This window comes from Planctopirus hydrillae (genome assembly GCF_001707835.1).
GTDB lineage: Bacteria > Planctomycetota > Planctomycetia > Planctomycetales > Planctomycetaceae > Planctopirus > Planctopirus hydrillae.
The window spans coordinates 18,383-41,227 of record NZ_LYDR01000152.1; the positions used below are offsets into that span (position 1 = coordinate 18,383).

Genomic DNA, 22,845 nt, shown 5'->3' on the forward strand with positions numbered 1-22,845 from the left:
CAGTGGCTGTTTTCTTTGCTCGACATCGCTCCCACGATCTCATATCGAGCGTTTCTTCCCCAATCTATTTGAACAGGAGTCATGATGCATCCTTACTGGCCTGCGCGGACACCGGCAGAAATCGATGACAAAGCCAAGCAGACATTATCCCGGCTGGAAGAAGTTTTCGGGACAGATTCTATCCCGGAGTTCTTTCATCACATGGCCATCGTGCCGTCGTTCGTCAATGACTACTACATGAACTTCAAGAAGTTCTGCTATACCCAGGGCAAACTCAGCCTGAAAGACAAAGCCTTGATTGGGCTGGCTGTCAGCCATACAGCCGGCGTGAAGTCCATGACGGAATTCTTTGCCCGGCGCCTGCGAACACTGGTTGAAGGGAGTGAATCGGCCCAATCTCAGTTCGTCGCAGATGCTCTCGCAGTGCAGGCCACCTGCGCGATGTACAATGTCTTTTTCAAGTTTCGTGATTTGAGTGGCAGTGATCTTTTCAGTGGCATGCCCGTGGGACTCCGAGCCCATACTTTTGCCGGTACGAGCCTGACAGATGCGGAAGTCGAGTTGATCAACATCACTGTCAGTGATGTCAACGGCTGCAAACCCTGCACTGAAGGACATGTGGCCAAAGCCCGTCAACTGGGTCTCGCCGATGAGGCCATTCTCGAAGCGATTCAATGTGCTGCCACCGTCTACGCTGGTTGCCAGTTTGCGAAAGCACTTTGATCGGCAGCATAGAAGCCACTCGAGAACAGCCCGCCTGTGCCATTAAGGGACAAACGAAAACTCGCCTCGATTGCGATCCGAAATCTGCTTCAAAACGGTCTCTGCAGCCGATTCTCCCAGGGCGATTGTGTGTATCTGAATTCGATCCTGCTGGAGTTTCAACAAATCCTGTTGAATGACCGGATGGAAAGAACCGTCACTGAGCAGATAGATGACTTGTGGTTCCATTTTCAAGGCGACGGAAAGAGCTTCGCGTGGATCGGTACCACCGGACATTGTCATGGATGACGCAACCCACTTCAGCACTTTGACTTTGTTTTCCTGAGAGGCCACCACCATGGCCTCTCCCGGCATGGCAAAGGCTCGGTCACTGAAGAAGACAATGGAAAACTCGGTCTCTTCAGGCAAAGTCTCGACAGCCTGCACCAGTTCCAACTGCACACGCTGAAATCTGGTCGCAGGGACCCCCGTGCGATAATAGGTCGGCGGGTGAGGTGCATTCATGCTCAACGAGCAATCCACAACATAAACAACCTTTCGAGCGGCTGAACTCCGGGTAAAGATTCCCTGACCGGCTGCCCCACGGCCATTGCCTTTCCCGACACCCTTTCCATTTCCACTTCCCCCTGTCCGATTTTTGCCACTGGCTTTGGTATTCCTCGCAGGTTTTGCGACGGCGCCAGGTACCGCAGGTTGCAATTCCAGCAGCATCGATGGGTTGGCTTCAAGGATGTGGTCATCGACCATACTCAAGCGATCTTCGGCCAATAGAACTTCGGCAGATCCTCCCTGATCCATGCGGGTCTGGTCTTTTGTCAGAGGATCAAGTGCATCTGGTTCAATCACAGAAACGACTGCAGACAGCGGCTCCTGACGTGATTCCTGATCAGCCCAGGAAGTGGTCAGCAGTGGATGATCGGGCAGCTCTTTCGCCTTAAAGACTATGAGGCTGAGCAGCACCAGCAGAGCCGCATGCAAAGAGGCCGAAACGATCATTCCTCGAAAGGAAGTGGACGACATGAGGCGTTTAACCATGGCAGTCTCCCGGCAACTTTCTTGCCAGATCGAATGGGGCCAACTCTTACATCCTGCTCTGTCGGGCCCGGGTTTTCCATAAGATTCTGCTTCCGCCAACTCCCGGTTGTTCAAGCTACTCTTCCTTAAATCGCCATTTCGCTGATAATCTCTGGATGCGGTCATTTCTGCCAGAGGATCTCAAGGAATTTCCGCACCACGCTTTATTGCAGCAACGCGTTTCCGCAGAACAGTTTAAGTCTATTCCATCTCAGACAGGATGTCGGCAGAACATGGGAATGACATCTCCTGAATTCCGTATCCTCAGCGCCAGCCTTTGTCAGAATTGGGGTTGGTATGGCTGTTTTCTCACAATCGTCCTCTTCATGGCTGGCTGTGACTCTTCAGCAAGCACCGAGACATCCGACCTGGAACTCGATTTTGGCGATTCTTCAGAAGTCGCTAAAGATATGGGAATGTCTTCTGGCCGTCAGACCAGTGCAGACTTATCGAATGGAATTGGGCAGGCACCTGCTGCACCGGCGTTAGCCTCCGAAAAGCTCGACTTACGTGTCAAAGTCGGTGATCGCTTTCCACTGTTAAAAACTGTCGATCAACGTGTTTCACAGGGAACACCTTCGCAGGTGGTGGGAACGAGCCGACTGGAACTGCAACTTGTCCTGCAAGTGGATGAGATACAGGCCGATCGAACGCGTTTCTCTGTGCAGTATCACCGGGTTCAATTTCAGCAAAATCTTGGTGGAAAGTCGATCAGTTACAACTCCGCTGAGAACGCAGCGTCGATCCCCCAGGAGGCGGTGGCTTACGCCGGTCTCCCTGGCAATGGTTTTGGCTTCTGGTTGGGGCCTGACCGCCGGGTCGCAGAAGTTCTGGGTTTCGAAGAATTTGTGCAACGTTGTGTGGCACATGTTCCTGCTGAACGCAAAGCGCATGTGATTGGTCAACTGGCTGTGCTGCCTCACGATGAAGGTGTTGCCAACTTTATTGATAACTCGATCGGACTCCTGCCGGCCCGCGGCGCGCAGGAAGTGACTGTCGGTTCGACCTGGGTGTTGCCACCCAAACGAACTGACGGTCCGATTCCACTGACATTGGAAACTCGGTGCCTCGTCAAAGACCTGGGCCCTCGGGAAGTTGTCATTGATGTTGTGGGGGCTTATGCCCCTTCATCAGCTCAATATGGCCCACAGGGGATCAAAGTTTCTGTGCGGGGTGGACGACAGGCGGGCGATTGCCGGGTCGATCGCGCGACGGGTCTGCCTACCAGTTCCCGGCTGACAAGTGTGCTGGATATGCTCGTCCAGACGGCCGATGGGCGGGAAATGCAGCAGGTGAAGGAAACCATCACCAGCATTCAGTCCTTCCCGGATCAGTCCTCCCTGCAGGCTCAATCTCAGTTGGCGAATCCCATGTCGAGCAGCCCATCCCTGGGAATGAATTCAATCCTGCAGACAGGTCATGCTCAATCGACAACGACTGCTCCAGCCGGTGGGGCCAATGCGGTCCAGCCTCCCATGTCGAACTCTTCTGGCTGGCCACGCGACCGTTGATCTCCTGATGATCTCAGGAATCGCAAAGACTTTGCGACACTTCAAGCGGTCATCATGCTCAAAGTGCCGCAACGTTCATGATGTCGATCAATTACTCTTCGGTCGAACCCGAAGGTGGCACATTGGGCCTTGGTGGCCGCCCGCCAGCACCACCCGGCCCACCAGCGCCACCTGGCCCACCGGCACCGCCCGGCCCACCGGGCGGACGACCGCCGCGCGGGCCGCCCGGCCCACGGCCACCGCCACTTGCCATCTCGGACTTGGCGATCCCATGGACATGATGATCGTCTTCAGGTGTCCGGCCCAGAACCATGTCAAACTTTGCAGCGAGTTCACCAATCGGCGAATTGGGGATCTTCTGGAAATCTGCCAGTAACAGATTTCGCTCCGCTTCAGACTTCACCCCACGAAAGACACCATCTCGCTCATTCTGCGGGTGTCCCTTAATCAGGAGTTGAGTTGTGAGGACCCGCTTACCACCCAGGCTGACTCCAAAGTGAATGTGCGGTGTCCGCCCCGGATAAGGAACGGGCTTCAACGTGCGGAAGTAATAGCTCCCGTCACTCGCTGTCAGAAAGCGACCATATCCCTGAAAATTCTTGTCAAAATTGGCATGTCGGCTGTCTCCGGTATGCAGATAAGCCCCATTACCATCGACCTGCCAGATCTCAATGAATGCATTGCGGATGGGCTCACCCGTGGAACTCAAGAGCTTCCCCGATAGATGAGTAATCTCGCCCACGGCCGGAGTGATCTGGTTATTCACCACCAGCAGATCGTTATCGGTATCCAGTGGTAAATGATCCGGATAATACGGCCCCTCTGTCAGTGCCGGTGTTCGCATTAACTCTTCTGCGAAGACACCAGAAACATTGATTGCCGCAGCGAAACCGGCGGCCCTTAAGAATGACCGACGACTCACAAGATAGCTCATGCTGTTCTCTCCATGGCCAGATAACGACGTAAGGAATGCCCGTGTTCAATACTCTCATTGAACACTCATCTCACCAGAAGTCGCCAAAATTCAGGACGAATTCAGACAAAACCTCGGGTTTGCCGTTACTCAGTCGCCCAGGGGCTGGCTGGCAATTCGATACTGCTGGTCCAGGCGTCAATCTGCTGAAGTTCTTCACGGGTAAAGCTGAGTTTTTTTACACACTCGACATTTTCCAGAATCTGCTGTGGTGAGCTGGCGCCAATCAGTGCCGTGGTGACGCGGGGGTCGCGCAAGACCCACGACAGTGCCATTTGTGCCAATGTCTGGCCACGTTGCCTGGCCAGTTCCGCCAGCTTGCGAACGACGTCAATCACTTCCGGCCGCAGATCTCCTTCACGCAAGAGGGAACCCGTTACCGTCGCGCGCGACCCTGCAGGAATGCCATTCAGATATTTATCCGTCAGCAACCCCTGATAAAGCGGGCAAAAGGCGATCACACCCATGCCGTGTAATCCTGTGACATTCAGTAACCGCTTTTCAATCCAGCGATTGAGCAGGGAATAATTGGGCTGATGAATGATCAGCGGTTGAAACCCTTTGGCAGCACACGTCTGAATGGCAGCAATCGACTGATCCGAAGTGTAACTGCTGATCCCGGTATACAGAGCTTTCCCTTGTTTTACAGCCGTTTCCAGCGCACCCATTGTTTCTTCAAGGGGAGTCTCGCTGTCAAATCGATGGCTGTAGAAGATATCGACATAATCCATGCCCAGCCGCTTTAACGATTGATCCAGACTCGCGAGCAGATATTTGCGGGAACCATACTCGCCATAAGGCCCAGGCCACATCAGGTAGCCCGCTTTCGAAGAGACAATGAGCTCATCGCGAGGAAGCTCGCGTAGTAACTGGCCGACATTTTCTTCGGCTGAACCCGGCGGCGGGCCGTAATTGTTGGCCAGATCAAAGTGTGTGATCCCCGCATCGAAGGCAGTGTGAATCATTGCCCGCTGATTGGCCGTCGGCGCACTTCCACCAAAGTTGTGCCAGCAACCCAAAGTAATCGCCGGGAGTTTGAGGCCCCATTTCCCACATTTGCGATAAGGCATCCGGCCATCATATCGATTGCTGTCTGACATGCTTCTCACCTGTTGTCTATGGCTCTGGTCACTGTTCGTGCTGGCTGATTCTTCCAGATCAAGTCAAACTCGCCATGCCGAGGGAATCAAGGGACTCGCGGAAGACTATCGATATCACTGCGATAACCCAGCGTAGCCCGCTCAATTCGAGACCTTGTCCCGGCATCTTTCTGCATCCGCTCTGCCGCCAGTTCCAGCCCCTGTTCCATCACCTGGCGATCACCGAACCTGGCATCACCCCACGTTAACAACATGACGACCAGACTCTTGGGCTGATCGACGGTTTTAGAAAGCGCAAAGAGATCCTGTGCGACTTGTTCAGCCGTCGTGACTCGAAACTCGACATTCGGCAAGCCCCGGCCCGTATCGACCTGCACAATCCCGTCCGCTGCCAGATGAAGCTGCCATAAGTCGATCCGTTTTCGCATTTCGTCATGCGTCTGAAAATGCCGCACCAGTCGAGTCCGCAGCCGTTCGAGATCACCCCCGGCTCCCGCTGCATCAGTGACTGAAGGTGGCTCTGTTTGCGGACGACCCAGGAGTTTCAATAGTTCTTGAGGGTCTTTTTGAAAGACTCTCTCGATAAGACTCATCAATCGATCCATTTCCTGCCGGGTAAGCGTGGCTTCGGTCGAGCGTCTCCAGAGCTCCTGCTCCAGCGATTGTCTCTCAGCTGCCATTGTGGAACGAAGTTCTTCTTCCTGCACACGCATCTCGAGATACTGCGCGAACATGACAATCAGCAGCAGATCCAGCAGTGATGTGAGTTGAAACACCAGACGATGCGGCTTCATGGTGCCAACCTCGTCGTCTCAACTGGCCTTGTCTGGTGATCCCCGTCATTCCCGGCTGGAACAATAGCCAATTCTCGGCGAGCGAGGGCGACGGTTTCACGAGCAAAGCTGCGATTCTCGGCCAGCCGCCGAAATTTCGTTTCGAACAAACTGTTGATAAACATCAGCAGAATGGCCGCCAGCAGCCCGGCAAAAGTGGACCAGATTGAGTTTCCAAAAAACTGCACAATCGCCTGAATCGTTTGCCGTCCATCTTCACCAGGTGATTGCTGCAGAGCACAACCAATGGCAATGATGGTTCCCAGAACACCGGCCATCGGATAAGCCTCAATCATCGACCGGGCGACGTTATAAAGGGTCTCGAAGCTTTGCGACTGCAGGTACCGACGGTGCTCATCCAGCGTCACTAAACGATCCAGCAACAACCGACGTTCTGTTTTTCGCAGCGGATTCTCCAGGACATCGCGAACATCGGCCAGAAAGGCATCGATCTGATCAGAAAGACTCGAGTAAGGCTCCAGCACACTGCGATGATCCAACCCGCGTGTGAAGCGTTCGAACTCGGCAGAGATTCTCTTCAAATCGCGACTGGCCCAGACCCATAGATACAGAAAGATCAGCACATGGACGACGGCAGCTCCGGCAATCACCGGGGTGGTCAGCCGGGAAATCTCTTCCAGCAACTCCATCGAAAACATATTCAGGCCTTATCGAAAGTCCCAGCGACGGTAAGGTATCGGAAATCGATGTTGATCCCGTCGTGTTAGAACTGCCACAGTTTAAGCTCACCTGACTGCGGATTCGAGTCGCAACCTGAGATCAAGACAATTTGGATCGCCCTCTGACTGTTGAAAACAACATTTGAATTGGCCCGTTGATCGAGGAATGGATTCTTGAAAGCCACATTGCTCATGCCTGCAGGACTTTCAATCCGAATCGCTCTGACATCCTTTCTTTGGCAGGCAGGGAGCACGTTGACCAGTGGTGTCTTCTTTAACTGGTTCGTTCAGGAAGCAGGTGCGAAGGGCTGGATGCTGGGTTTGTTGCTCGCACTGCCCGATTTATGTGGTTTAGCCGGGCTATATGCCAGGCCGCTACTTCAGAGTGGCTGGGGTCGACGTCATCTCTGGTGGTTTTCGACAATTGTCTCCCGACTGTTTTTCGTCTGCATCCCGGGAATTGCGCTGTTGCATCATGAATTTCCTGATCCTCAAACAGCACTCTGGCTGATCATCCTGGCTATCTCTTTGGCCAGTATCTTTCAGGGGATTGCCTTTGCTGCCTGGAGTGACTGGATCAGTCTACTCGCTGCGCCACCACTTTGGGGAAAGACTCTCGCGATACGTTCCATGGCGATGATTGCCACACAGCTGCTGCTGCCATTGATCGCAGGGGCGATTCGCGATTTTGCACAGTCACAGGCCCGGATGACTGGCTCTAATCAGTTACTGATTATGGTCTACGCAGGAATTTTTCTCACAGGCGTCCTGCTGCAATTGGCGTCTCTTCTTCCAATGCTCGCTTTGCCTGAAGTCGTGTTGGCTCAAGTTCGAAGAAGCACCGGGCTGTGGGCCACTTTGCGCGAATCGTTTCAACAACCGGGGTATGGCTGGCTGATTGCTCATGCGTGGTGTCTGGGAGCAGCGAACGGGTTAACTCAGGCTGTGCTGGCACAGTATCAGTATCAGATTCTCAAGATGTCGATTCTCCCTATGCAGGCCATGTTCTCCCTGATGTACCTGATTCAACTGCCAGCCTCCTGGCAAGGAGGCCAATTCTCTTCCAGGCATCGAGAAGGATTCGTGCTGACTTTCGGAACGGCGATCACTGCCAGTTCGATGCTCTTTTTCTACTTCTCATCGCCTGAGAACTGGTGGATGATCGGCGGCGCCTATGTCGTCTGGGGAGCCTTTGGTGCAGTGAACGTGGCAGGGCCCCATATGGCGTTGCGACTGAGTCCTGAGGGTGACCGCAGTGCTTCGTTTGCCGTCTTTCGACTTGGTGCTGGCATGGCCGCTGGCCTTTCTGGAATTGCGGGAGCCTGGTGGTTGAGCTGGCAGTTAGAAGCATCAACACCCGAAAACGCCATGGCGGCTTATCAGACGCTATTTCTGGCCTCGCTGGCAGGGCGCTGCCTGGCCTCTTTGCTGGCCTGTGGAACCTGGTGCTCTCAGAAACATCGCGAGGATTGAAATACGACTGGCCAGTGGCAGTCACAGGTGCTCCTCAGAATTCCGTGACCTGCTGTTCATCCATTTTTGGATGAAGAACCATCAAGGTCGTGATGTTGCAGAAATGATTCGCCTGGCGCACCTTTTCGCAACCTGATTCGAACTGGCCCTGAATTCGTTTCTGATGTGCCACATCACCGGCACGATCCGGCAAGGCAACGAGATCCTCAAAATTTTTCTACAAGCAGCAATTTGACTCATCGTAAATGTGACCTAGCTTTCTGGTGAAGCCCTTCAGCGAAGCCAACAACAACCTTCGATGAAGCGGTCGTACGAAATGCAAATGCCAGCAACCGCGAACAGATTGCCGTCTGGGTTACTGAAATTTGCGAGCCTGTATGTGGATCGGGAATCAGGGACTGCAACTCCGGTGGTAGCAGCGGGTTCTTGACACATGCTGGTCACAGTCATCATTCAGAGGGTGTGTCGAAATGCAGATTATCAACAGCGTCAAGAAGTTCCTGGTTTCTGAAGATGGTCCAACAGCCGTTGAATACGCGGTCATGCTGGCCCTGATCGTGATCGTTTGCCTCACAGCCGTGCAGGCCATCGGCACCAACGCCGCTGCCAAGTTCCAGAACGTCGCCGATACTCTCGCGACATAGTCTGGGCTGATTCTGAAAATTCCATGGCCGCCGCAAGACAGACCAGTCGTGCGGCGGCTTTTGGAGCATTGATGCGGGTTTCACTTACGACTTTTCAGTTTACGAAACGGATTGGTTTATGTTTCCCTTTTGGATCGAATTTGCCGCCAACGGTGTTGCCGAACTGATCACCGCAACTTTTGCGGGTCTGATGGTGGCTGTCACCTTACTGCTGGGCAGATAGCGAACGTTCCGCGAATTCACCTTCTTGCCACTCTCTGGAGTGTCATCACGAAGGATGTGTTACCGATTTCAGCCAGTCGCCAGAATGACGCCATTTGTCATTCCGGCGTCTGGCTGCCTGTTTTTAATGTTTTTTCGATCGATTCGACGGAAAGGTCTCTTCCATTATGTGGAAGCGAAGGCCTGGAAACTTCTGGCCATCGCAAGACATTTAGTATTCACATGGCCTGGAAATCCGGTCTGGAAAAAAGAATTCTCAAGAATTTCTTCCGTCGCCTTTGCGAAACATGACCTAGATTCCCAATGAAACGGCCTTATCTGGAAGGCTGAAACCGTACTTTTCGATGCTGGCTGAACTCCTCCTCACCAGCCCAATTGCCCCTCGAATGAAAGGTTATGGATCATGGACTGGCAGAGTTTTCTCATGCAGCATTGGGATGTCAAATTTGTTTCTCTGGTGCTCATTCTTGCTGCCTGGATCGACGGTAAAGAATTGCGTGTTCCCAACTGGATTACTTTTCCCATGGTGCTCAGCGGCCTGATTTATGGCTTCGTCATGGGCGGCTGGGCCGGTCTGGGTGATTCACTGATTGGTATGGTTGTCGGCCTCGCCTGCCTGTTGCCACTTTACGCAGTGGGTGGGATGGGCGCTGGTGACGTGAAACTTATGGCGGGCATGGGAGCCTGGCTGGGTGCAGCCATTACGTGGCAAGCCTTTATGGTCTCTGTAGTTGTCGGTGCGATTATGGCCATCATCATGGCCTGCTATCGCAAAGATCTGCACAAGCACGTCGGTCAAGCCATGCTGATCTGGACCGAATGGACGACCATTCGCGATCCACGCAAGCTGTCAGAAATTGCTGCCGAACGTAAGCCCCGGATGCTGCTGTTGCCCTATGGAATTCCCATCTGCATTGGATCGATTGCTTACTTTGTCTATGCCGGTCTGATCTAAAGCCTGTTTCTCGATGGATTCGAAAAATCACGATCAAGATTTATTGCAGACTCTGCCCTCACCGGCAGAGTCTGCCTGCTTTGGAATCTTGAGAAATTTCGCAGATCGATCCCGCCAATTGCACAAAATCATTCGCCGGAAGATCACAGATTTTCTGCAGAGTTCGCCATAGCAGCATCTGAGGCATAACTCGTTCAATCGTTCTGATGGTTGCAGCCGTCAAAGAGTGAAGAGTCTGCCATTTTCTGACCGATCAATGCTGATAGCGTCCATTCCGCCTTACCGCGGAGGGCTCTTTGTATCGAGTCAGGAATCTTTCGACCTGTCCAGAGAATGTGACCTATGCTGAATGATAGTGACAATTCAGCCTTGTTCTCTGGAACAGAGATTCCACTCGGAGTGGTACTATGAAAATGAAACCCATGATTCTCATGCTGGTGGCTGTGGCCTGCGGGCTCATTGCCATGATGGGAGTTCAACAGACATTAGGCAGTCGTTCGGGGGAAGCCTCCGGACCGAAAATCAAGGTGCTCGTCGCACGTAAGGAAGTTCAGGCCGGGACACCTCTGGATGAAACCTGCGTCGGGTTTAAACTGATCTCGAAAAGTGAAGCTCCTGATGACGTCATCAGCAGCAAGGAAGAATATGATAAGCGGGCTCCCCGTGTGAAGCTTTACGAGGGCCAGTACGTTCTCAAGAAGCAATTGGGTAACAAGGGCGAATATGGCGCTTCGATGGAGATTCCGCCAGGCATGCGCGTGGTCACTGTTCCAGTGACGGCCACCATGACTCACAGCGGTTTGCTCTCCCCGGGGGATCGTGTTGATGTCCAGGTGACCTATTCCTACACGCGACCCAAGTACGGCAAGACTTTCAAAACACGCACTGTCCTCCAATACATCGAAGTCTGGGCGACAGATTCCGTTCGCATGGGGACGGAAGCCGCTAAAGAAGATTCTTCACAGTCGAAAAACGTGTCCTTGCTGGTTTACCCAGGCCAGGGAGCTTTGCTGCAGCTTGCACAGGAAAAAGGAACTCTTCACCTCCTCTTGCGTGGCCGTAACGATAAAGCTCCAGCCGAGCAGACTGGTGATCTCGATGAAAACGCCCTCGATCGCAAATTGGCAGAACTGTTTGATGAACCTGAAGATCAAGAACCTGCTGCCACTCCACAAAGCGTGGCAAGTAGCCTTCCTGCTTCGCCATCACCAGCACCGGCAATGCCCCAGCCATCGTTCGCTGATTTTCTGAACTCCAGCTCTGATGAAACCGCACCTGTGGTTGAACCGCCACCTCCACCAAAACCGACCTGGAAGATTGAAATTTTTAATGGCGATAAAAAGCATGTCGCTGAGTTCGAACTTCCAGAAAGCCCAGACACTGTCATGCCCTCGACCAATGCTCAGAACCCGCCCACAAAAGGTAGCTGGTTAGGAATGCTGGGCCTGGGAAAATCGAAATCTCAGACAACGACCAAAAAGACCAATTCAGTAGCGACACCCGACAATCGTACGGATCGCATCAAGTCACCCGAAGATTCACCTTCGGCAATGCAATCCTCCGAAGCCATGAAAAGATAAACCAGCCAACTTAAGCGTGCTGAACCATGATTTAAACCTCGTTCAGCACGACTGAGAGGATCAGTAGAGTTTCAATTCGCGGGCCATGCGAAAACAGTCAGTAAGTGCGTACCGGAGTTTCAACGATCATCACCTGATCGTGAATCACCGGGTCGCCATGAAACGAAATCAATTGTTTTTCAATCGTTCGACGGATTGAACGAGAGGTGCAGGGATGCAGGTCAGAATTCATACTCACCGCTGGCGTGCAGCACTGGTTTGGGGGCTTTGCCTCTGCCAGTCCTTTCTTTCGTATCCAGGGCTCTCTTCGTCCTCTGGAATGGCCTTCGCGCAGAACGGCAATGCTCCAGTCGCCGGAGAGGTCGTCCAGATCACAGCATCGCGGACAAAGCTCGAAATCGCCGAGCGTTTCGCCCGCGTTGTTCAATTCCCGCGTAAAATTCTGCGTGTTGATGGATTTGATCCGGCAGTTCTCAGTGTGACCGCTCTCGCCCACGATCAACTTCGAGTTCAAGGAATCACCGAAGGAATCACCACTATGGTGATCACCGACGAAAATGGCGCCATCACGACAATCGATGTCATGGTGGCTGGTGATGCTCGATTACTGCAAGCGGTCCTGAGCCGCGAATACCCCAACACCTCTGTCACCGTCACCAAGCTGAAGGACAACGTCCTTTTGCGTGGCTGGGTGGTCGAACCACAACAGATCACCGAGATCGTGGATATCGCCAAACTGTATTATCCCAACGTCTTGAACCAGATGAAGATGGGTGGCCCGCAACAGGTTCAACTGCGCTGCAAAGTGATGGAAGTTCAACGATCCAAGCTGCGATCATTGGGCCTCAATTTCACTTATCTGGGCCGTAATGTCGCCTTTTCGAGTACCCCGGGGGCCATCTCTCCTCTGGATGCATTCACCGTACCGATTGGCGGGCCGCCAGGTGTTGGTCTGGCTCAATCGGGTTTTCGTAACGCGACGATGTCATTGGGAATTGTGGGTGACGATTTTGCTTTCGGTGGTCTTCTCGAAGCACTTCGCGAAGAAGGCTTGCTCAAAATCCAGGCCGAACCAACCATCCTGACCCGCAGTGGCGAACCAGCCAAAATTGTCAGTGGTGGCGAATTCCCCATCCCTGTCCCTCAAGGTTTAGGAACGATTGCCATTGAATGGCGAGAATTCGGTGTCAGGCTGGAATCGGTTCCCATGATTCTTTCCCCTAATCGTCTGAAGCAGACCATCATTGCTGAAGTGAGCGAACGAGACCTCACCAATGCCGTCACACTCAACAGCACGACAGTACCTGGCTTGACCAAACGAACTGTCGAAACTCAAGTCGAAATGAACTTTGGTCAGACGCTGGCAATCGGTGGTCTGATTTCCTCCCGCAAAACTGCACAAACATCGAAGATCCCCTTCCTGGGCGAACTTCCCTACGTGGGGGCCGCCTTCCGCCGCGTGAACTATGATGAAGCCGAAACGGAACTACTCGTACTGATTACTCCCGAGTTCGTCAGTGCCATGGATCCCGCCCAGGTTCCCGATAAGCTGCCCGGTACTGCCTCAGCAGTGCCGACAGACCGCGAACTCTTCGGCCACGGGGTCATCGAAGTCCCCAATTACGGCGATCCCTGCCCCAATTGTGGCCCTCGTGGTGGCTCATCCACGCCATCGGGTGTGACAGGTTCAGGCCTCTCGCCAATTCCTGCAGATTATCCACTACCTCCCGCCGCACCAGGTCTGATTACTCCTGGCGGGCCATTGCCACCACCACCATCTCCCGGAATCAGCAATCCCGGTGCTGCCCAGCCATCAGGACCATGGCCAACAGAACGATCCACGCCGGCACCACAGGAATTTGTACCTCCGATCAGTTCGCCAACTGGCTCACCGGGAGATATCCCGGCTCCACCCGGAGTGACTCGCAGTCGCAATAACGCATCATCTCAGTCCGTTGCCGGAAGTTCGAAGTTCAGTGGGCCTCGTACTCCAGCGACGAATCGACCGGATGTCGAACAAGCGGGAAGCCGAAATCCAGGCTCTGGCGGTTTGATTCAGCCTGTTTCGGGAACTCGCCCATAGACGGAACACATCGTAGGGCGATTTCAGAACCCTGGAGGAGGATGTCTGATTTGTCCTTGAACGCATCACTCAATCTCCAGGGTCAATATTCACTTCACAAGATCGTTGGGCCGGTCATTCCTGCTGGCATAGCTCGAAACCGGATGGTTGTATCATGAAGAACGTTATTCGACTCGCACTTGTCGATCCGCATGACAGTTCGAGGAATGCGCTGAAAACGCTCCTCCTGGGCATCGACATGGTCTGGCTCGAAGCCGAGTGCTCGAAATACGAGTTCTTTGCCGACGTCATCATGCAGACCCAGCCGAACATTGCTCTGATTGCTCTCGATTCCAATCCCCAGAAAGGTCTCGATCTCGTCAGCCGGATTTCGACAGAACTCCCCACCACGCAGGTGCTGGTCATCAGCAGTTCGACCGAAGGCTCACTGATTTTGCAGGCCATGCGAAATGGGGCTCGGGAATTCCTGAATGCTCCGCTTAAACTGGATGACTTCCTCGCGGCCATTGACCGAATTCAGCAGGCCGGCGGTGTCCGTACCAGCGATGGCACAGTGCGCAGCAGCCAGGTCATTGCCGTCGCTGGGGTCTCCGGCGGGATTGGCTGCACATCACTGGCAGTCAATCTGGGTTGTGCGCTCGCCAGTCAACCTTCGGCCAGTGTCGCGATTATCGATCTCGATCTGGCTCTGGGAGATGCTGACGTCTGGCTCGACATCATTCCCGATTACACGATTCAAGATGTCGCTGATAATATCAGTCGGCTCGATTACGCACTCCTGAAACGGTCACTCACCAAGCACGAATGCGGCGCCTTCCTGCTCCCCAGGCCCGTTCAGTTGGATGATCGTATCTCGATCTCACCCGAAGTCTTGCGGCGAGTCATTGCCCTGCTCAAAGCCACCTTCACGCATCTGGTGGTCGATATCAGTAAGAGCTATGGCCCTTCCGATCTGGCGGCTTTGGAAGTCGCGGACATGATCCTGCTCACTACGCAGCTCGATCTCCCCAGCTTGCGAAACACTGTCCGATTGCTGCAGTTCTTCAGCAATCACGAAGGACTTTCCGAAAAGACCCGTATTGTCGTCAATCGAATTGGTCTGGAAGACAGCCAGATCAGCCTGACGAAAGCTCTCGAAACATTGGGGAGAGAAGTCTTCGCTCAGATTCCTAATGATTACGCCGTCATGGTCGAAGCTCGCAACAACGGCGTGCCACTCATTATTCAATCTCCCAAGTCGCGATTAACCAAGAGCTTCATTCAACTCGCCCAGCAACTCATTGAAAAACCGCAGGCGAGCGAAGAAAAACCCGACGAAAGCAAGAAGCCGCGTAAAGGCCTCTTCAGCTTTCTCAGCACTGCAAAATCGACTTAAGCAATACACATTACGGCAATCGCTTTTACGAAGAGCGTGGTCGATCTGTCGTCCGGGGGGACAATTGAGACAGATCGTCTGCGCTCTTCGTCTTTTGGAATTGTTATTCGCATTCCAATTTGAAACAGGGTGCTGTGTGCCATGCTTGCAGCTCAGGGCAAGCATGCTCCCTTCGATCCGCAACACGCGATTTCAAGCTGCAATATGAATTAGCGATCTTCACCCGACTTGCGGACCCATTCGGCTTCAATAATCTCCGGCCCGCCGGAGTTTCCCGAACTTGTTTCATGGGCAGCCGCTGGATGAGGATGGAGTCGAGGCTGTTCTGTTCCCGGGCCTTCGAAGCCGGCTGCATCTGTCATCCGGGGGCCCGCTTGCCAGACAGTACTCTGGTAAACCTGAAAACCCGATCCTCCAAAAGCACCTCCGGCTGAACGGAAGACGGTGCTCCCTTGCGGCCAGACCCAGTAATTGAACAGCCTGACCATCGGTCGACGTGTGAGTGGAAAGAGCAGGAGTACTGCGAACACATCGGTCAGCGGCCCGGGAAAGATCAACAGTACACCCGCCAGAAAAATCGCCGCCGCATCTGAGACATGCCCTGCCGGAAGCTCCCGGTTTCGAGCCGCCATCTGCAACTGCACAGACACCCGGCGCAGTTCAAACTGCAGCAGAGAAATCCCTGCCACAATCGCCAGTACCACCCAAGCCACGGTGGCCAAGGCCCCAATCCACTGGCCAAGCTTGATCAGCAGATACAGCTCAATCAGTGGCAATACGAGAAAAATCAGGCCAAATCGAGCTAACAACACAACCGTCCTCTCTGATTCATCTCCACTCGATCTCTTTCGAGGATCAGCGATGAACTCTCAAAATCACTCGACTCTCTCTGCAGTTACTCGCATTATAATGAGGACGTAGACTTTCTGCTGATGGATCAGAGAATCTGTGAGATCTTGCCATGAATCCCATTCGCTTGCTGATCGATGCCGATCCCGGCTTAGGCGATGCGCTCGCCATTGCCATCGCTTTGAAAGATCCCCGGCTCGATGTCGTCGGTCTCACTGCCGTCAGCAGTTTTATTTCTGCGAAACAGGCTGCGGTCAATCTGCAGGAACTGGTCACCATTATCGATCCCCAGCGCTGGCCTCGACTGGGCGTCCAACTGACCGATGCTCACGAATCGACAGCCAGTGTCCCGTCGCAGCATCTGGCCCACTATCGCCAGCTTAATGGAGAGAATGGCATGGCCGACTGGCCTTGCCGCAATGTTGATGCCGCCCATCCCAAAGAGGCGGCCAAACTCATCATCGAACTTTCCCGTGCTTACCCGCAGGAACTAATGATTCTCAGCCTCGGCCCGCTGACCAACATCAGCCTGGCGGCCGAAAAAGACCCGGAACTGCTGATGCGACTCAAGGGTCTGGTGATCTCTGGCGGCACTCTCGAAGGCCCCGGCAACATCACTCCCGCTGCTGATTTCAATATTTATCACGATCCCCTGGCTGCCCGCTCGATTCTTAAATCGGCCTGTACCAAAACGCTGGTTCCCTTTGATGCCTCGCAAAAGGTGGGGATCTCCTTCGGTCTGCTCGATCGCCTGCCGATCGAGAACATGGGGCGTTTTGGTGAATGGCTGCAGACGATTGTTCCCTTCGCACTGCGCAGTCATCATCAGTTCCAGGGGATGGAATCGTGGCGATTGCCCGAACTCGTCGCGCTTGCGGCGGTGGTGAAGCCGGAGTTTTTCCAGCACCTCACTCTGGCGGTCGATGTGGAAACCGATGCCCACCTGACGCGGGGGATGACTGTATTCGACCGCCGCAGCCCACCGGTCTGGCGGCCGAATGTCGAAGTTCTCAAAGATCCGGAAGTGCAAGGGATTCTGGACGATTTCATGTCTGTCTTGAGAAGCACTGCGGTGTAGACTTGCATTCTCGCGGCAGGTCATTAATCATTCGTGTATTGGCAGGCCCTTTGGGCTGTCGCCGGAGTGGCGGAATGGCAGACGCACCGGATTCAAAATCCGGCGAGGTTCACCCCTCGTGTGGGTTCGACTCCCACCTCCGGCAATTGCAATGCAGGCTGATATCAAAGTTCGAAAAAGAAACCCCTTCGCCGCGAACAATTCGCCGAAGGGGTTTTTCGTTTGAAGGACAATGTGGCCGCACACCGGATTCAAAATCCGGCTGTGTGCCGTGCCCGAGTGCGGAAGCCTACAACACCGTCAATCACTTGCGAAAGGGTGGCCCGGCCAACTCGTGGCCGGGTGCCGCAGGCACAAGAAGCCCCATCCTCCGCGTGTCCCGCCACCAAAGCCTCCCTAAAAGGAGTGACCCAGAAGTCGCTTTGGACGTCCGGGTGGCGTAAGGTGCAGGAAAGCCATCGAGAAAGACGCTGCGTGCTCGCATTGCCCGCCAGTTGCCGCGAAAGTGCCCCGACCGTCGCATGGAGAGCAAGAAACATCGCACCTTGGAACTCGCTCGACTTCCATAAGTCTGTGCCGATAAGTCCTGATGCGAGAAAAACGGTTGGCCATCATCTGTTGTTTGGCGTTACAGTAGAGGCTTGTCGAGCCCGTTCACCATTACCAAATCAGACTTGTATAGCCCGAGTTTATGGCATACGCGGTCTGCTGTTGTGCAAGGTTTCGTGTTTCATTGAAACTAGGCGGATTCATCAGGAGAGTTAATCACAATGTGGCGTTCGTTTGCCGTGTTAGGTGTGATGATGATCTCTGGCTGTGGGCCGAGTGCCTACGAACGCACCTTGTCTGTTCTCAATACAGAGGCCGATCGCTGGGAAGGCGGCGAAGACTTTAACACATCGGCCAAGGACAGTTACGGTCGTCCATTGTCCACATCGATTGAGAAAGGGGTCCTCAACTACACACTTGAGGTGAGGTCCAACGGCCCGGACGGCCTCCCCAAAAACTCTGACGACATTGTCGTAACCCGCTCCAAACGGCACGGGGAGAGTTCCGTCGCTGAAGAGGCAAGAAAAGTGACGGAAGGCGTTGCTGGTGGTGCTGCAAGTGGTGCAATCAAAGGCATTAAAAAGGGCCTCGGCCTGGGCCGCGAGGAGAAAAAATAGCCAGCCTCAATGGAATGCCGTTTTCAAAGCTGTGCGTCGAGACGCTTCACCAACATAAATTCCAACGGCTCGACGCTAGTGCAGTCGCGCAATCTTGTGATGAAGGTTTCAAGTTCTGGCGAACCCAGAAGGCAAAAGCGACATCTAGTGCGATCTTGGCAAATATTTTACTATTTATCGGCAGTCGAATACTTGTTGGGCCACTCGAATGACATCTCTTCAAATTGATCCATCGCTTGATCAAATCTTGTTAAATGCCCAAAAACATTTTTGCATCAAAATCGAAATTGACACACGTTTCAAAAACCACTGTTCGATACCAACCTGGATGTGCTCGATCCAAGACTACGATGTTCAGCGACTCAGTACGAACACATACGCTGAGCTCGATAAATGGCTTTTTGAACTTGGTTGGATTCGGACGCAACAAAGATTTCCAAAAACCTCACTTTTGACTTGGGACTTTATCTCTAAGCGGCACGAATTCACAGTGAAGGATACACACCTTTTTCATGTGACGAGAACAAGTTATGTTGACTCAATACTGGAAAACGGACTTGAATCTGGGAAAAGAGACCGGTGCAATTCAGACCGAATGGATACGATTGGAAGTATCTATTTCACGCAGACATTAGGCACTGTCAATGACCCTCATGGAAAACTAAACGGGACCGCACATTGGTGGAGAAAATATTTCACAGAAACATTAACCGCAGTAGACGACAGTTGGACCATACTTTCGATCGATACAGAAGTACTCAATGGATACTTGCTCCGCAATCCGTGGAGTTCTACAGGAATCATGTATCGCACTGAATGTTCTGTAGGACCAGATTATATTTCCGTCGTAGAATGACTTGAGAAGACCATGCCAGTGGGTGGCCCCGGTTGAAATTCGGAATTCTCCGGGGTGGCAAGGCGACAAGATGCTTCAGGCTTTCGGATTGCCCATCAAATGTCCGCATGCGAATATTGTCGATGAACACCTTTCACCCTCAGCACACATCGATACCCAGCGGCACGGTGGCCCAGTCAGCAATATGAATTTAGAAACGCTTTTCCCACTATGGTTTTTTCTGTGCATTGCGATAGGTAGCGCCATTGCGAATTACTCATCCACTCCGGTAATGACAGGTGCTGGTATCGGCATGATCGTTGGTGTTGCGCCGATCGTGGGACTTACAATGTTGTGTGTCCTCATAACATGGTGGCGTCCAGACTTACCACGATGTCGCTGCGGAAAGACGAAGTACGGCGAATACGAATCTATCGGTTCAATGCTCGATCCGCTGACCAAAGAATGGTGGTATGAAAACCGGTGTCCGAAGTGTGGCCGCCATTACAAGTCAAAATCCAATGTTGTCTATGAAGTCATGCCTGACGGAACGATGACTCCATACATGAAAACCTCCCGATGGGGCAGGTGGGTCAATGCGACTGACTCGAGCTAATCAACGCAGAGTGACTCCGGTTAAAGTTCCGATTTCCACCGGGGTGCCAAAGCCACAAGAGGCTTCACGTTTTCGGATTACCCTCCGAATGGCTAAATGCGAGTATTGCCGACCAACACCTTTCACTTCCAGCGCACAACAACACCCTACAGCACGGTCGCTAAGCCCTGAACACACTGCCCAAGTGAAGTAAAATCTATGAGTTGGTGGCCCATATTTGTTCCATATCTCGCTGCAGCCACTTTCCCAGTTGTGTGCCTCAATGGAAATTTCTCCAAGTTCGTGGGTGAACATCATGAGATTCCAAACATCATCACGATTGTATGGACAGTCTTTGCGGTATGCGGAATTGCTGGGATCGGCATGAGCATGAAATATGGGTCAAAGTGGCAATTGCTTGTGGCTCTTTTATCCATACCGGCATTTGTTCCCATTGCGGGACTGAGTTTCACGCTTTTATACATGATGGGCTTTATTGGATTCGGCGTTATCTAATCGATGAGCTTTCACTCATCATCACTTACGAACGAAATCGAAGAAGAACTTATCGAACGTGGAACGATGGCTCTGTTAGGTGCCTTACACTACAGCAGTCATGGAATGAATCTACTGGGACGTTTTCTGACTGATGAATGCGCTGCCTGGAACCTCGAACAAAAGGTCTCACGAACGCAATTGACTGCGATTGTGGAACATGCCATTTCACGGGGGTTGGTACAACGAGTAACCTGGAAATGGCTTCGTGATCAAAAGAGGTGGTTGATTCAAAATGGATATGGCTTGCCACACTATGGCATGCCATTCGAAGGTGACATCGATTTCACAGAACAGGGTGTGGAGTTTGCCAGAGATCGTTACGAAGCCGAGTACGGTCGAAAGCTCCCAAGGCCGATATCACAAGTGCATAAGAACTGGCGAACGATCCTGACCACAGAAGTCCCTGAAGATGGAAAGCAATGGGTATGGAGCGATTGTCAGCAGTATGTCTTATCTGATTTCACCTACCATGTTCGCATTTGAAAGTGGTGTGTCAGATGGTGGAATCGTTGTGAAGATGGCTATCAGGTGACTTACCGAACCCGAAAACGAAAGCTATCAAGTCGGCTGTCGCAGAACTAGAAGCCTGACCCAAACCGGCCCGCTTGTGACTTCTCTGCCTTGAATCAACAACTTTTTAAACTCTTTCTCGCCCCTACGGCACCACCTTCACCTGTAACCGGCCGGGGAGCTTTCGGGCGTAGATGTCCATGCGCAGGACCGGGTCGCCGGTCGATTCGTCGAGGGAGTCGGCGGTCATTCGTAAGTGGGCCACACTTGTGCGGCCGCTGGCTGCGACTGAATCGAGGGGATACCAGTCGTCTCCCAGCTTTGCTTCGGTCCAGGCATGCAGGCCGAAAGCGGACTCTTCGGGAACGTAAACGAGCCCCATCACAAATCGCGAGGGGATTTTTTGTGCCCGCAGCATAGCCGCCAGCAAGGTGGCATGCTCCGTGCAATCGCCCGAGCGACTCTTGGCGACTTCGGCAGCCGAGGCCAATGCCGTCGAAAGATTTTTCGTGCTGATGGTCTTGTGCACGTACCGGCTCATTGCCAAAGCCTGCTCGCGTAAGTCGTTTCGCTTCTCAGGGGGGAGGCTGGCCAGGGCGTCGGTCGCCAGTTTCTTGACGGCAGGATCATCGATCTGCAGGAGTGATGTTCCTTTCAAAAAGAGATCGTCCGCAGGGAGTGGCAAACTGCTGGTCGAGAGTGGGCGACTCCAGGGAGTCAACTGGACGGTGACCCGCACAGTTTCAGGATCGATGACTTCAATCGTCTGGCCCGGCCCACTGGTGAGGATGCGTGCGAGGTCATCGCCGGGAAGTTTCAATTCGTAGGTGAGTGACTGACGCGTGGCCCAGTCTTTGGGGAGTTGTGCCTTAATAAGCGTGAGTTTGCCGATTTCCGGGCCTGTTCCTTCAATGGGGAGGAGTGCCTGCTCGCGGGTGGCGAGGTAGGTGAACATTTCGGTGCCGAAGATCCCCATGCGGGTCACAATGGCTTCTCCGGTCTGATCGACATAGACGGTGATGGGAGAATCTTCAATGAGTGAAATCCGCGCCGTCACACGCAGCAGATTTTTTTCCTGCCGGTCGAGGTTGAGGATCGGCACCATTTCCCGGGCCTTTAGATCGAGGACTCCCATGGAGCGGAACTCGGGAAAGAAAATCTCCAGCCGACGTTCTTCTCCCGGTTGAAGTGGCTGAGCCCGCAAGGTTTCATCCTGATAGGCGGGTGAACGCCAATCGGGACTCCAGGGGATCGAAGAGGTTTGTTTGATGCCGCCGGTCGTGGCGACCAGTTGACACTTTCTGCCTTCGATCGTTCCTTCCAGGGTCATGGGGGCGGCCGGGGGATTTTCCTGCCGATGCACAAACCGGCGAATTTCTCCCGCCATTGTTTCCACCGTTTCGACAGTGGATTCCATAATTAGTGGTGTTCCAAATCTCGTGAGCTTAAGTGCGGTCTTCTGCTCGCACTTCACGAGCTTTTCGCCGGTTGGTGATGGGACGAGAGTCCGTGTGCCGGATTGGTAACCGGCACGCTGCCCCTGCAGGTAGATCACTCCCCAGACGGTGCGTGTCTCCGGTTCCTCGGCCTGGCCAGGAGCCGCGACGAAAAGCACGAGCGCCAGCGACAGGAACAGCCACCGGGCCAACGGGCCATGGAACTGCGCTGGAAGCCTCAGGGGCTGACAGTTCGAGAGGACTGATTGCTGCTCACCAGGTGTCATCGGATCCCTCCTTCGCGTCCAATTTCCAAAATCATGCAGGAACTGCAGAGTGTAAGGATTGTAACGATTTGGCAGAGTCTCCCTACCCCGCCTCTTGAGAAAGGGGCAAGATCCTACGCCTTTTCACTGCAAAGGTGTTCCACATCAGAAGTTTCGCTGCTCCTGACGGGTGATCAACCACTCCGCAAACTCAACCAGGATTACCCCGGCCTTCCATTCTCCCTGCTGCGATCAAACCGACAACTCACCGTGAAATTTAAGCCCCTGGCTCATGAGCTGTTCCGATGCCCCTGGAATTCGTGTGC

General features: G+C 53.4%; 20 protein-coding genes and 1 tRNA gene. 13 read left to right on the forward strand and 8 right to left on the reverse strand.

Annotation, left to right across the window (positions count from 1 at the left end; genetic code table 11):
- Positions 1-84 precede the first annotated feature (84 nt).
- Positions 85-723 carry a carboxymuconolactone decarboxylase family protein gene (locus A6X21_RS19110; protein WP_165603868.1) on the forward strand — a complete coding sequence of 213 codons (639 nt, stop codon included), beginning with the start codon at positions 85-87 and terminating at the stop codon, positions 721-723.
- Positions 724-765: 42 nt separating this feature from the next.
- Here the strand turns inward: A6X21_RS19110 and A6X21_RS19115 are convergent, their stop codons facing one another.
- The gene (locus A6X21_RS19115; protein ID WP_165603869.1) at positions 766-1,758 is read right to left on the reverse strand and encodes a vWA domain-containing protein; all 993 of its coding nucleotides are present in this window, start codon (positions 1,756-1,758) and stop codon (positions 766-768) included.
- A gap of 272 nt (positions 1,759-2,030) precedes the next feature.
- On the opposite strand from A6X21_RS19115, the gene A6X21_RS19120 reads away from it, so the two are divergent.
- Positions 2,031-3,308 (forward strand): DUF6263 family protein, encoded by a 1,278-nt coding sequence (locus A6X21_RS19120; protein WP_131818446.1) that lies wholly within the window; start codon positions 2,031-2,033, stop codon positions 3,306-3,308.
- Positions 3,309-3,399: 91 nt separating this feature from the next.
- Here the strand turns inward: A6X21_RS19120 and A6X21_RS19125 are convergent, their stop codons facing one another.
- The 4 genes from A6X21_RS19125 to A6X21_RS19140 form a co-directional block, all read right to left on the reverse strand.
- Positions 3,400-4,242 (reverse strand): dioxygenase family protein, encoded by an 843-nt coding sequence (locus tag A6X21_RS19125; RefSeq protein WP_068851334.1) that lies wholly within the window; start codon positions 4,240-4,242, stop codon positions 3,400-3,402.
- A 125-nt stretch (positions 4,243-4,367) separates the two neighbouring features.
- Entirely contained in the window at positions 4,368-5,381 is a 1,014-nt protein-coding gene (locus A6X21_RS19130) for an aldo/keto reductase (RefSeq protein ID WP_068851337.1), read from the reverse strand.
- A gap of 86 nt (positions 5,382-5,467) precedes the next feature.
- The gene (locus A6X21_RS19135; RefSeq protein WP_068851340.1) at positions 5,468-6,175 is read right to left on the reverse strand and encodes a hypothetical protein; all 708 of its coding nucleotides are present in this window, start codon (positions 6,173-6,175) and stop codon (positions 5,468-5,470) included.
- Positions 6,172-6,873 (reverse strand): MotA/TolQ/ExbB proton channel family protein, encoded by a 702-nt coding sequence (locus tag A6X21_RS19140; protein ID WP_068851343.1) that lies wholly within the window; start codon positions 6,871-6,873, stop codon positions 6,172-6,174. Before A6X21_RS19140 ends, A6X21_RS19135 begins: the two co-directional genes overlap by 4 nt.
- A 195-nt stretch (positions 6,874-7,068) precedes the next feature.
- Here A6X21_RS19140 and A6X21_RS19145 point away from each other — a divergent pair, with 195 nt between their 5' ends.
- The 6 genes from A6X21_RS19145 (at position 7,069) to A6X21_RS19175 (ending at position 15,226) form a co-directional block, all read left to right on the forward strand.
- Positions 7,069-8,367 carry an MFS transporter gene (locus A6X21_RS19145; protein ID WP_131818447.1) on the forward strand — a complete coding sequence of 433 codons (1,299 nt, stop codon included), beginning with the start codon at positions 7,069-7,071 and terminating at the stop codon, positions 8,365-8,367.
- 470 nt (positions 8,368-8,837) lie between these two features.
- Positions 8,838-9,011 (forward strand): Flp family type IVb pilin, encoded by a 174-nt coding sequence (locus A6X21_RS19150; RefSeq protein WP_013109074.1) that lies wholly within the window; start codon positions 8,838-8,840, stop codon positions 9,009-9,011.
- Positions 9,012-9,636: 625 nt separating this feature from the next.
- Positions 9,637-10,188 carry an A24 family peptidase gene (locus A6X21_RS19160; RefSeq protein WP_013109072.1) on the forward strand — a complete coding sequence of 184 codons (552 nt, stop codon included), beginning with the start codon at positions 9,637-9,639 and terminating at the stop codon, positions 10,186-10,188.
- Positions 10,189-10,601: 413 nt separating this feature from the next.
- Complete coding sequence (cpaB, locus tag A6X21_RS19165) at positions 10,602-11,768, forward strand: Flp pilus assembly protein CpaB (protein ID WP_165603870.1); 1,167 nt, start codon at positions 10,602-10,604, stop codon at positions 11,766-11,768.
- A gap of 214 nt (positions 11,769-11,982) precedes the next feature.
- Complete coding sequence (locus tag A6X21_RS19170) at positions 11,983-13,851, forward strand: type II and III secretion system protein family protein (protein WP_068851354.1); 1,869 nt, start codon at positions 11,983-11,985, stop codon at positions 13,849-13,851.
- A 154-nt stretch (positions 13,852-14,005) separates the two neighbouring features.
- Positions 14,006-15,226 carry a CpaE/TadZ family protein gene (locus A6X21_RS19175; protein ID WP_068851357.1) on the forward strand — a complete coding sequence of 407 codons (1,221 nt, stop codon included), beginning with the start codon at positions 14,006-14,008 and terminating at the stop codon, positions 15,224-15,226.
- Between the two features lie 209 nt (positions 15,227-15,435).
- On the opposite strand, the gene A6X21_RS19180 is transcribed toward A6X21_RS19175, so the two are convergent.
- Positions 15,436-16,038, reverse strand: a complete 603-nt coding sequence (locus A6X21_RS19180) for an FxsA family protein (RefSeq protein WP_068851360.1) — start codon at positions 16,036-16,038, stop codon at positions 15,436-15,438.
- A 149-nt stretch (positions 16,039-16,187) separates the two neighbouring features.
- On the opposite strand from A6X21_RS19180, the gene A6X21_RS19185 reads away from it, so the two are divergent.
- Positions 16,188-17,153 carry a nucleoside hydrolase gene (locus A6X21_RS19185; RefSeq protein ID WP_068851363.1) on the forward strand — a complete coding sequence of 322 codons (966 nt, stop codon included), beginning with the start codon at positions 16,188-16,190 and terminating at the stop codon, positions 17,151-17,153.
- Between the two features lie 60 nt (positions 17,154-17,213).
- A tRNA-Leu gene (locus A6X21_RS19190) sits at positions 17,214-17,298 on the forward strand.
- A 106-nt stretch (positions 17,299-17,404) separates the two neighbouring features.
- On the opposite strand, the gene A6X21_RS24430 is transcribed toward A6X21_RS19190, so the two are convergent.
- Positions 17,405-17,692, reverse strand: coding sequence for a hypothetical protein (locus A6X21_RS24430; RefSeq protein ID WP_131818448.1), 288 nt, complete (start codon positions 17,690-17,692; stop codon positions 17,405-17,407).
- Positions 17,693-17,923: 231 nt separating this feature from the next.
- Here A6X21_RS24430 and A6X21_RS19195 point away from each other — a divergent pair, with 231 nt between their 5' ends.
- The 3 genes from A6X21_RS19195 to A6X21_RS19205 all read left to right on the forward strand — a co-directional run bounded on the left by A6X21_RS19195 (position 17,924) and on the right by A6X21_RS19205 (position 20,790).
- Entirely contained in the window at positions 17,924-18,319 is a 396-nt protein-coding gene (locus A6X21_RS19195; protein ID WP_068851366.1) for a hypothetical protein, read from the forward strand.
- A 1,649-nt stretch (positions 18,320-19,968) separates the two neighbouring features.
- A complete protein-coding gene (locus tag A6X21_RS19200) occupies positions 19,969-20,265 on the forward strand; it encodes a hypothetical protein (RefSeq protein WP_068851369.1) in 297 nt (98 codons plus the stop codon).
- A gap of 66 nt (positions 20,266-20,331) precedes the next feature.
- Complete coding sequence (locus A6X21_RS19205) at positions 20,332-20,790, forward strand: hypothetical protein (RefSeq protein ID WP_131818449.1); 459 nt, start codon at positions 20,332-20,334, stop codon at positions 20,788-20,790.
- 172 nt (positions 20,791-20,962) lie between these two features.
- Here A6X21_RS19205 and A6X21_RS19210 read toward each other — a convergent pair whose 3' ends face one another.
- A complete protein-coding gene (locus A6X21_RS19210; protein ID WP_068851375.1) occupies positions 20,963-22,540 on the reverse strand; it encodes a transglutaminase-like domain-containing protein in 1,578 nt (525 codons plus the stop codon).
- Positions 22,541-22,845: the final 305 nt, after the last annotated feature.

Excerpts from the sequence above, each read along its gene's own strand:
- A6X21_RS19110 (WP_165603868.1), top strand. The coding sequence starts at position 85 with ATGCATCCTTACTGGCCTGCGCGGACACCGGCAGAAATCGATGACAAA.
- A6X21_RS19115 (WP_165603869.1), bottom strand. The coding sequence starts at position 1,758 with ATGGTTAAACGCCTCATGTCGTCCACTTCCTTTCGAGGAATGATCGTT.
- A6X21_RS19120 (WP_131818446.1), top strand. The coding sequence starts at position 2,031 with ATGGGAATGACATCTCCTGAATTCCGTATCCTCAGCGCCAGCCTTTGT.
- A6X21_RS19125 (WP_068851334.1), bottom strand. The coding sequence starts at position 4,242 with ATGAGCTATCTTGTGAGTCGTCGGTCATTCTTAAGGGCCGCCGGTTTC.
- A6X21_RS19130 (WP_068851337.1), bottom strand. The coding sequence starts at position 5,381 with ATGTCAGACAGCAATCGATATGATGGCCGGATGCCTTATCGCAAATGT.
- A6X21_RS19135 (WP_068851340.1), bottom strand. The coding sequence starts at position 6,175 with ATGAAGCCGCATCGTCTGGTGTTTCAACTCACATCACTGCTGGATCTG.
- A6X21_RS19140 (WP_068851343.1), bottom strand. The coding sequence starts at position 6,873 with ATGTTTTCGATGGAGTTGCTGGAAGAGATTTCCCGGCTGACCACCCCG.
- A6X21_RS19150 (WP_013109074.1), top strand. The coding sequence starts at position 8,838 with ATGCAGATTATCAACAGCGTCAAGAAGTTCCTGGTTTCTGAAGATGGT.
- A6X21_RS19160 (WP_013109072.1), top strand. The coding sequence starts at position 9,637 with ATGGACTGGCAGAGTTTTCTCATGCAGCATTGGGATGTCAAATTTGTT.
- cpaB (WP_165603870.1), top strand. The coding sequence starts at position 10,602 with ATGAAACCCATGATTCTCATGCTGGTGGCTGTGGCCTGCGGGCTCATT.
- A6X21_RS19170 (WP_068851354.1), top strand. The coding sequence starts at position 11,983 with ATGCAGGTCAGAATTCATACTCACCGCTGGCGTGCAGCACTGGTTTGG.
- A6X21_RS19175 (WP_068851357.1), top strand. The coding sequence starts at position 14,006 with ATGAAGAACGTTATTCGACTCGCACTTGTCGATCCGCATGACAGTTCG.
- A6X21_RS19185 (WP_068851363.1), top strand. The coding sequence starts at position 16,188 with ATGAATCCCATTCGCTTGCTGATCGATGCCGATCCCGGCTTAGGCGAT.
- A6X21_RS24430 (WP_131818448.1), bottom strand. The coding sequence starts at position 17,692 with ATGTTTCTTGCTCTCCATGCGACGGTCGGGGCACTTTCGCGGCAACTG.
- A6X21_RS19195 (WP_068851366.1), top strand. The coding sequence starts at position 17,924 with ATGTGGCGTTCGTTTGCCGTGTTAGGTGTGATGATGATCTCTGGCTGT.
- A6X21_RS19200 (WP_068851369.1), top strand. The coding sequence starts at position 19,969 with ATGAGTTGGTGGCCCATATTTGTTCCATATCTCGCTGCAGCCACTTTC.
- A6X21_RS19205 (WP_131818449.1), top strand. The coding sequence starts at position 20,332 with ATGGCTCTGTTAGGTGCCTTACACTACAGCAGTCATGGAATGAATCTA.
- A6X21_RS19210 (WP_068851375.1), bottom strand. The coding sequence starts at position 22,540 with ATGACACCTGGTGAGCAGCAATCAGTCCTCTCGAACTGTCAGCCCCTG.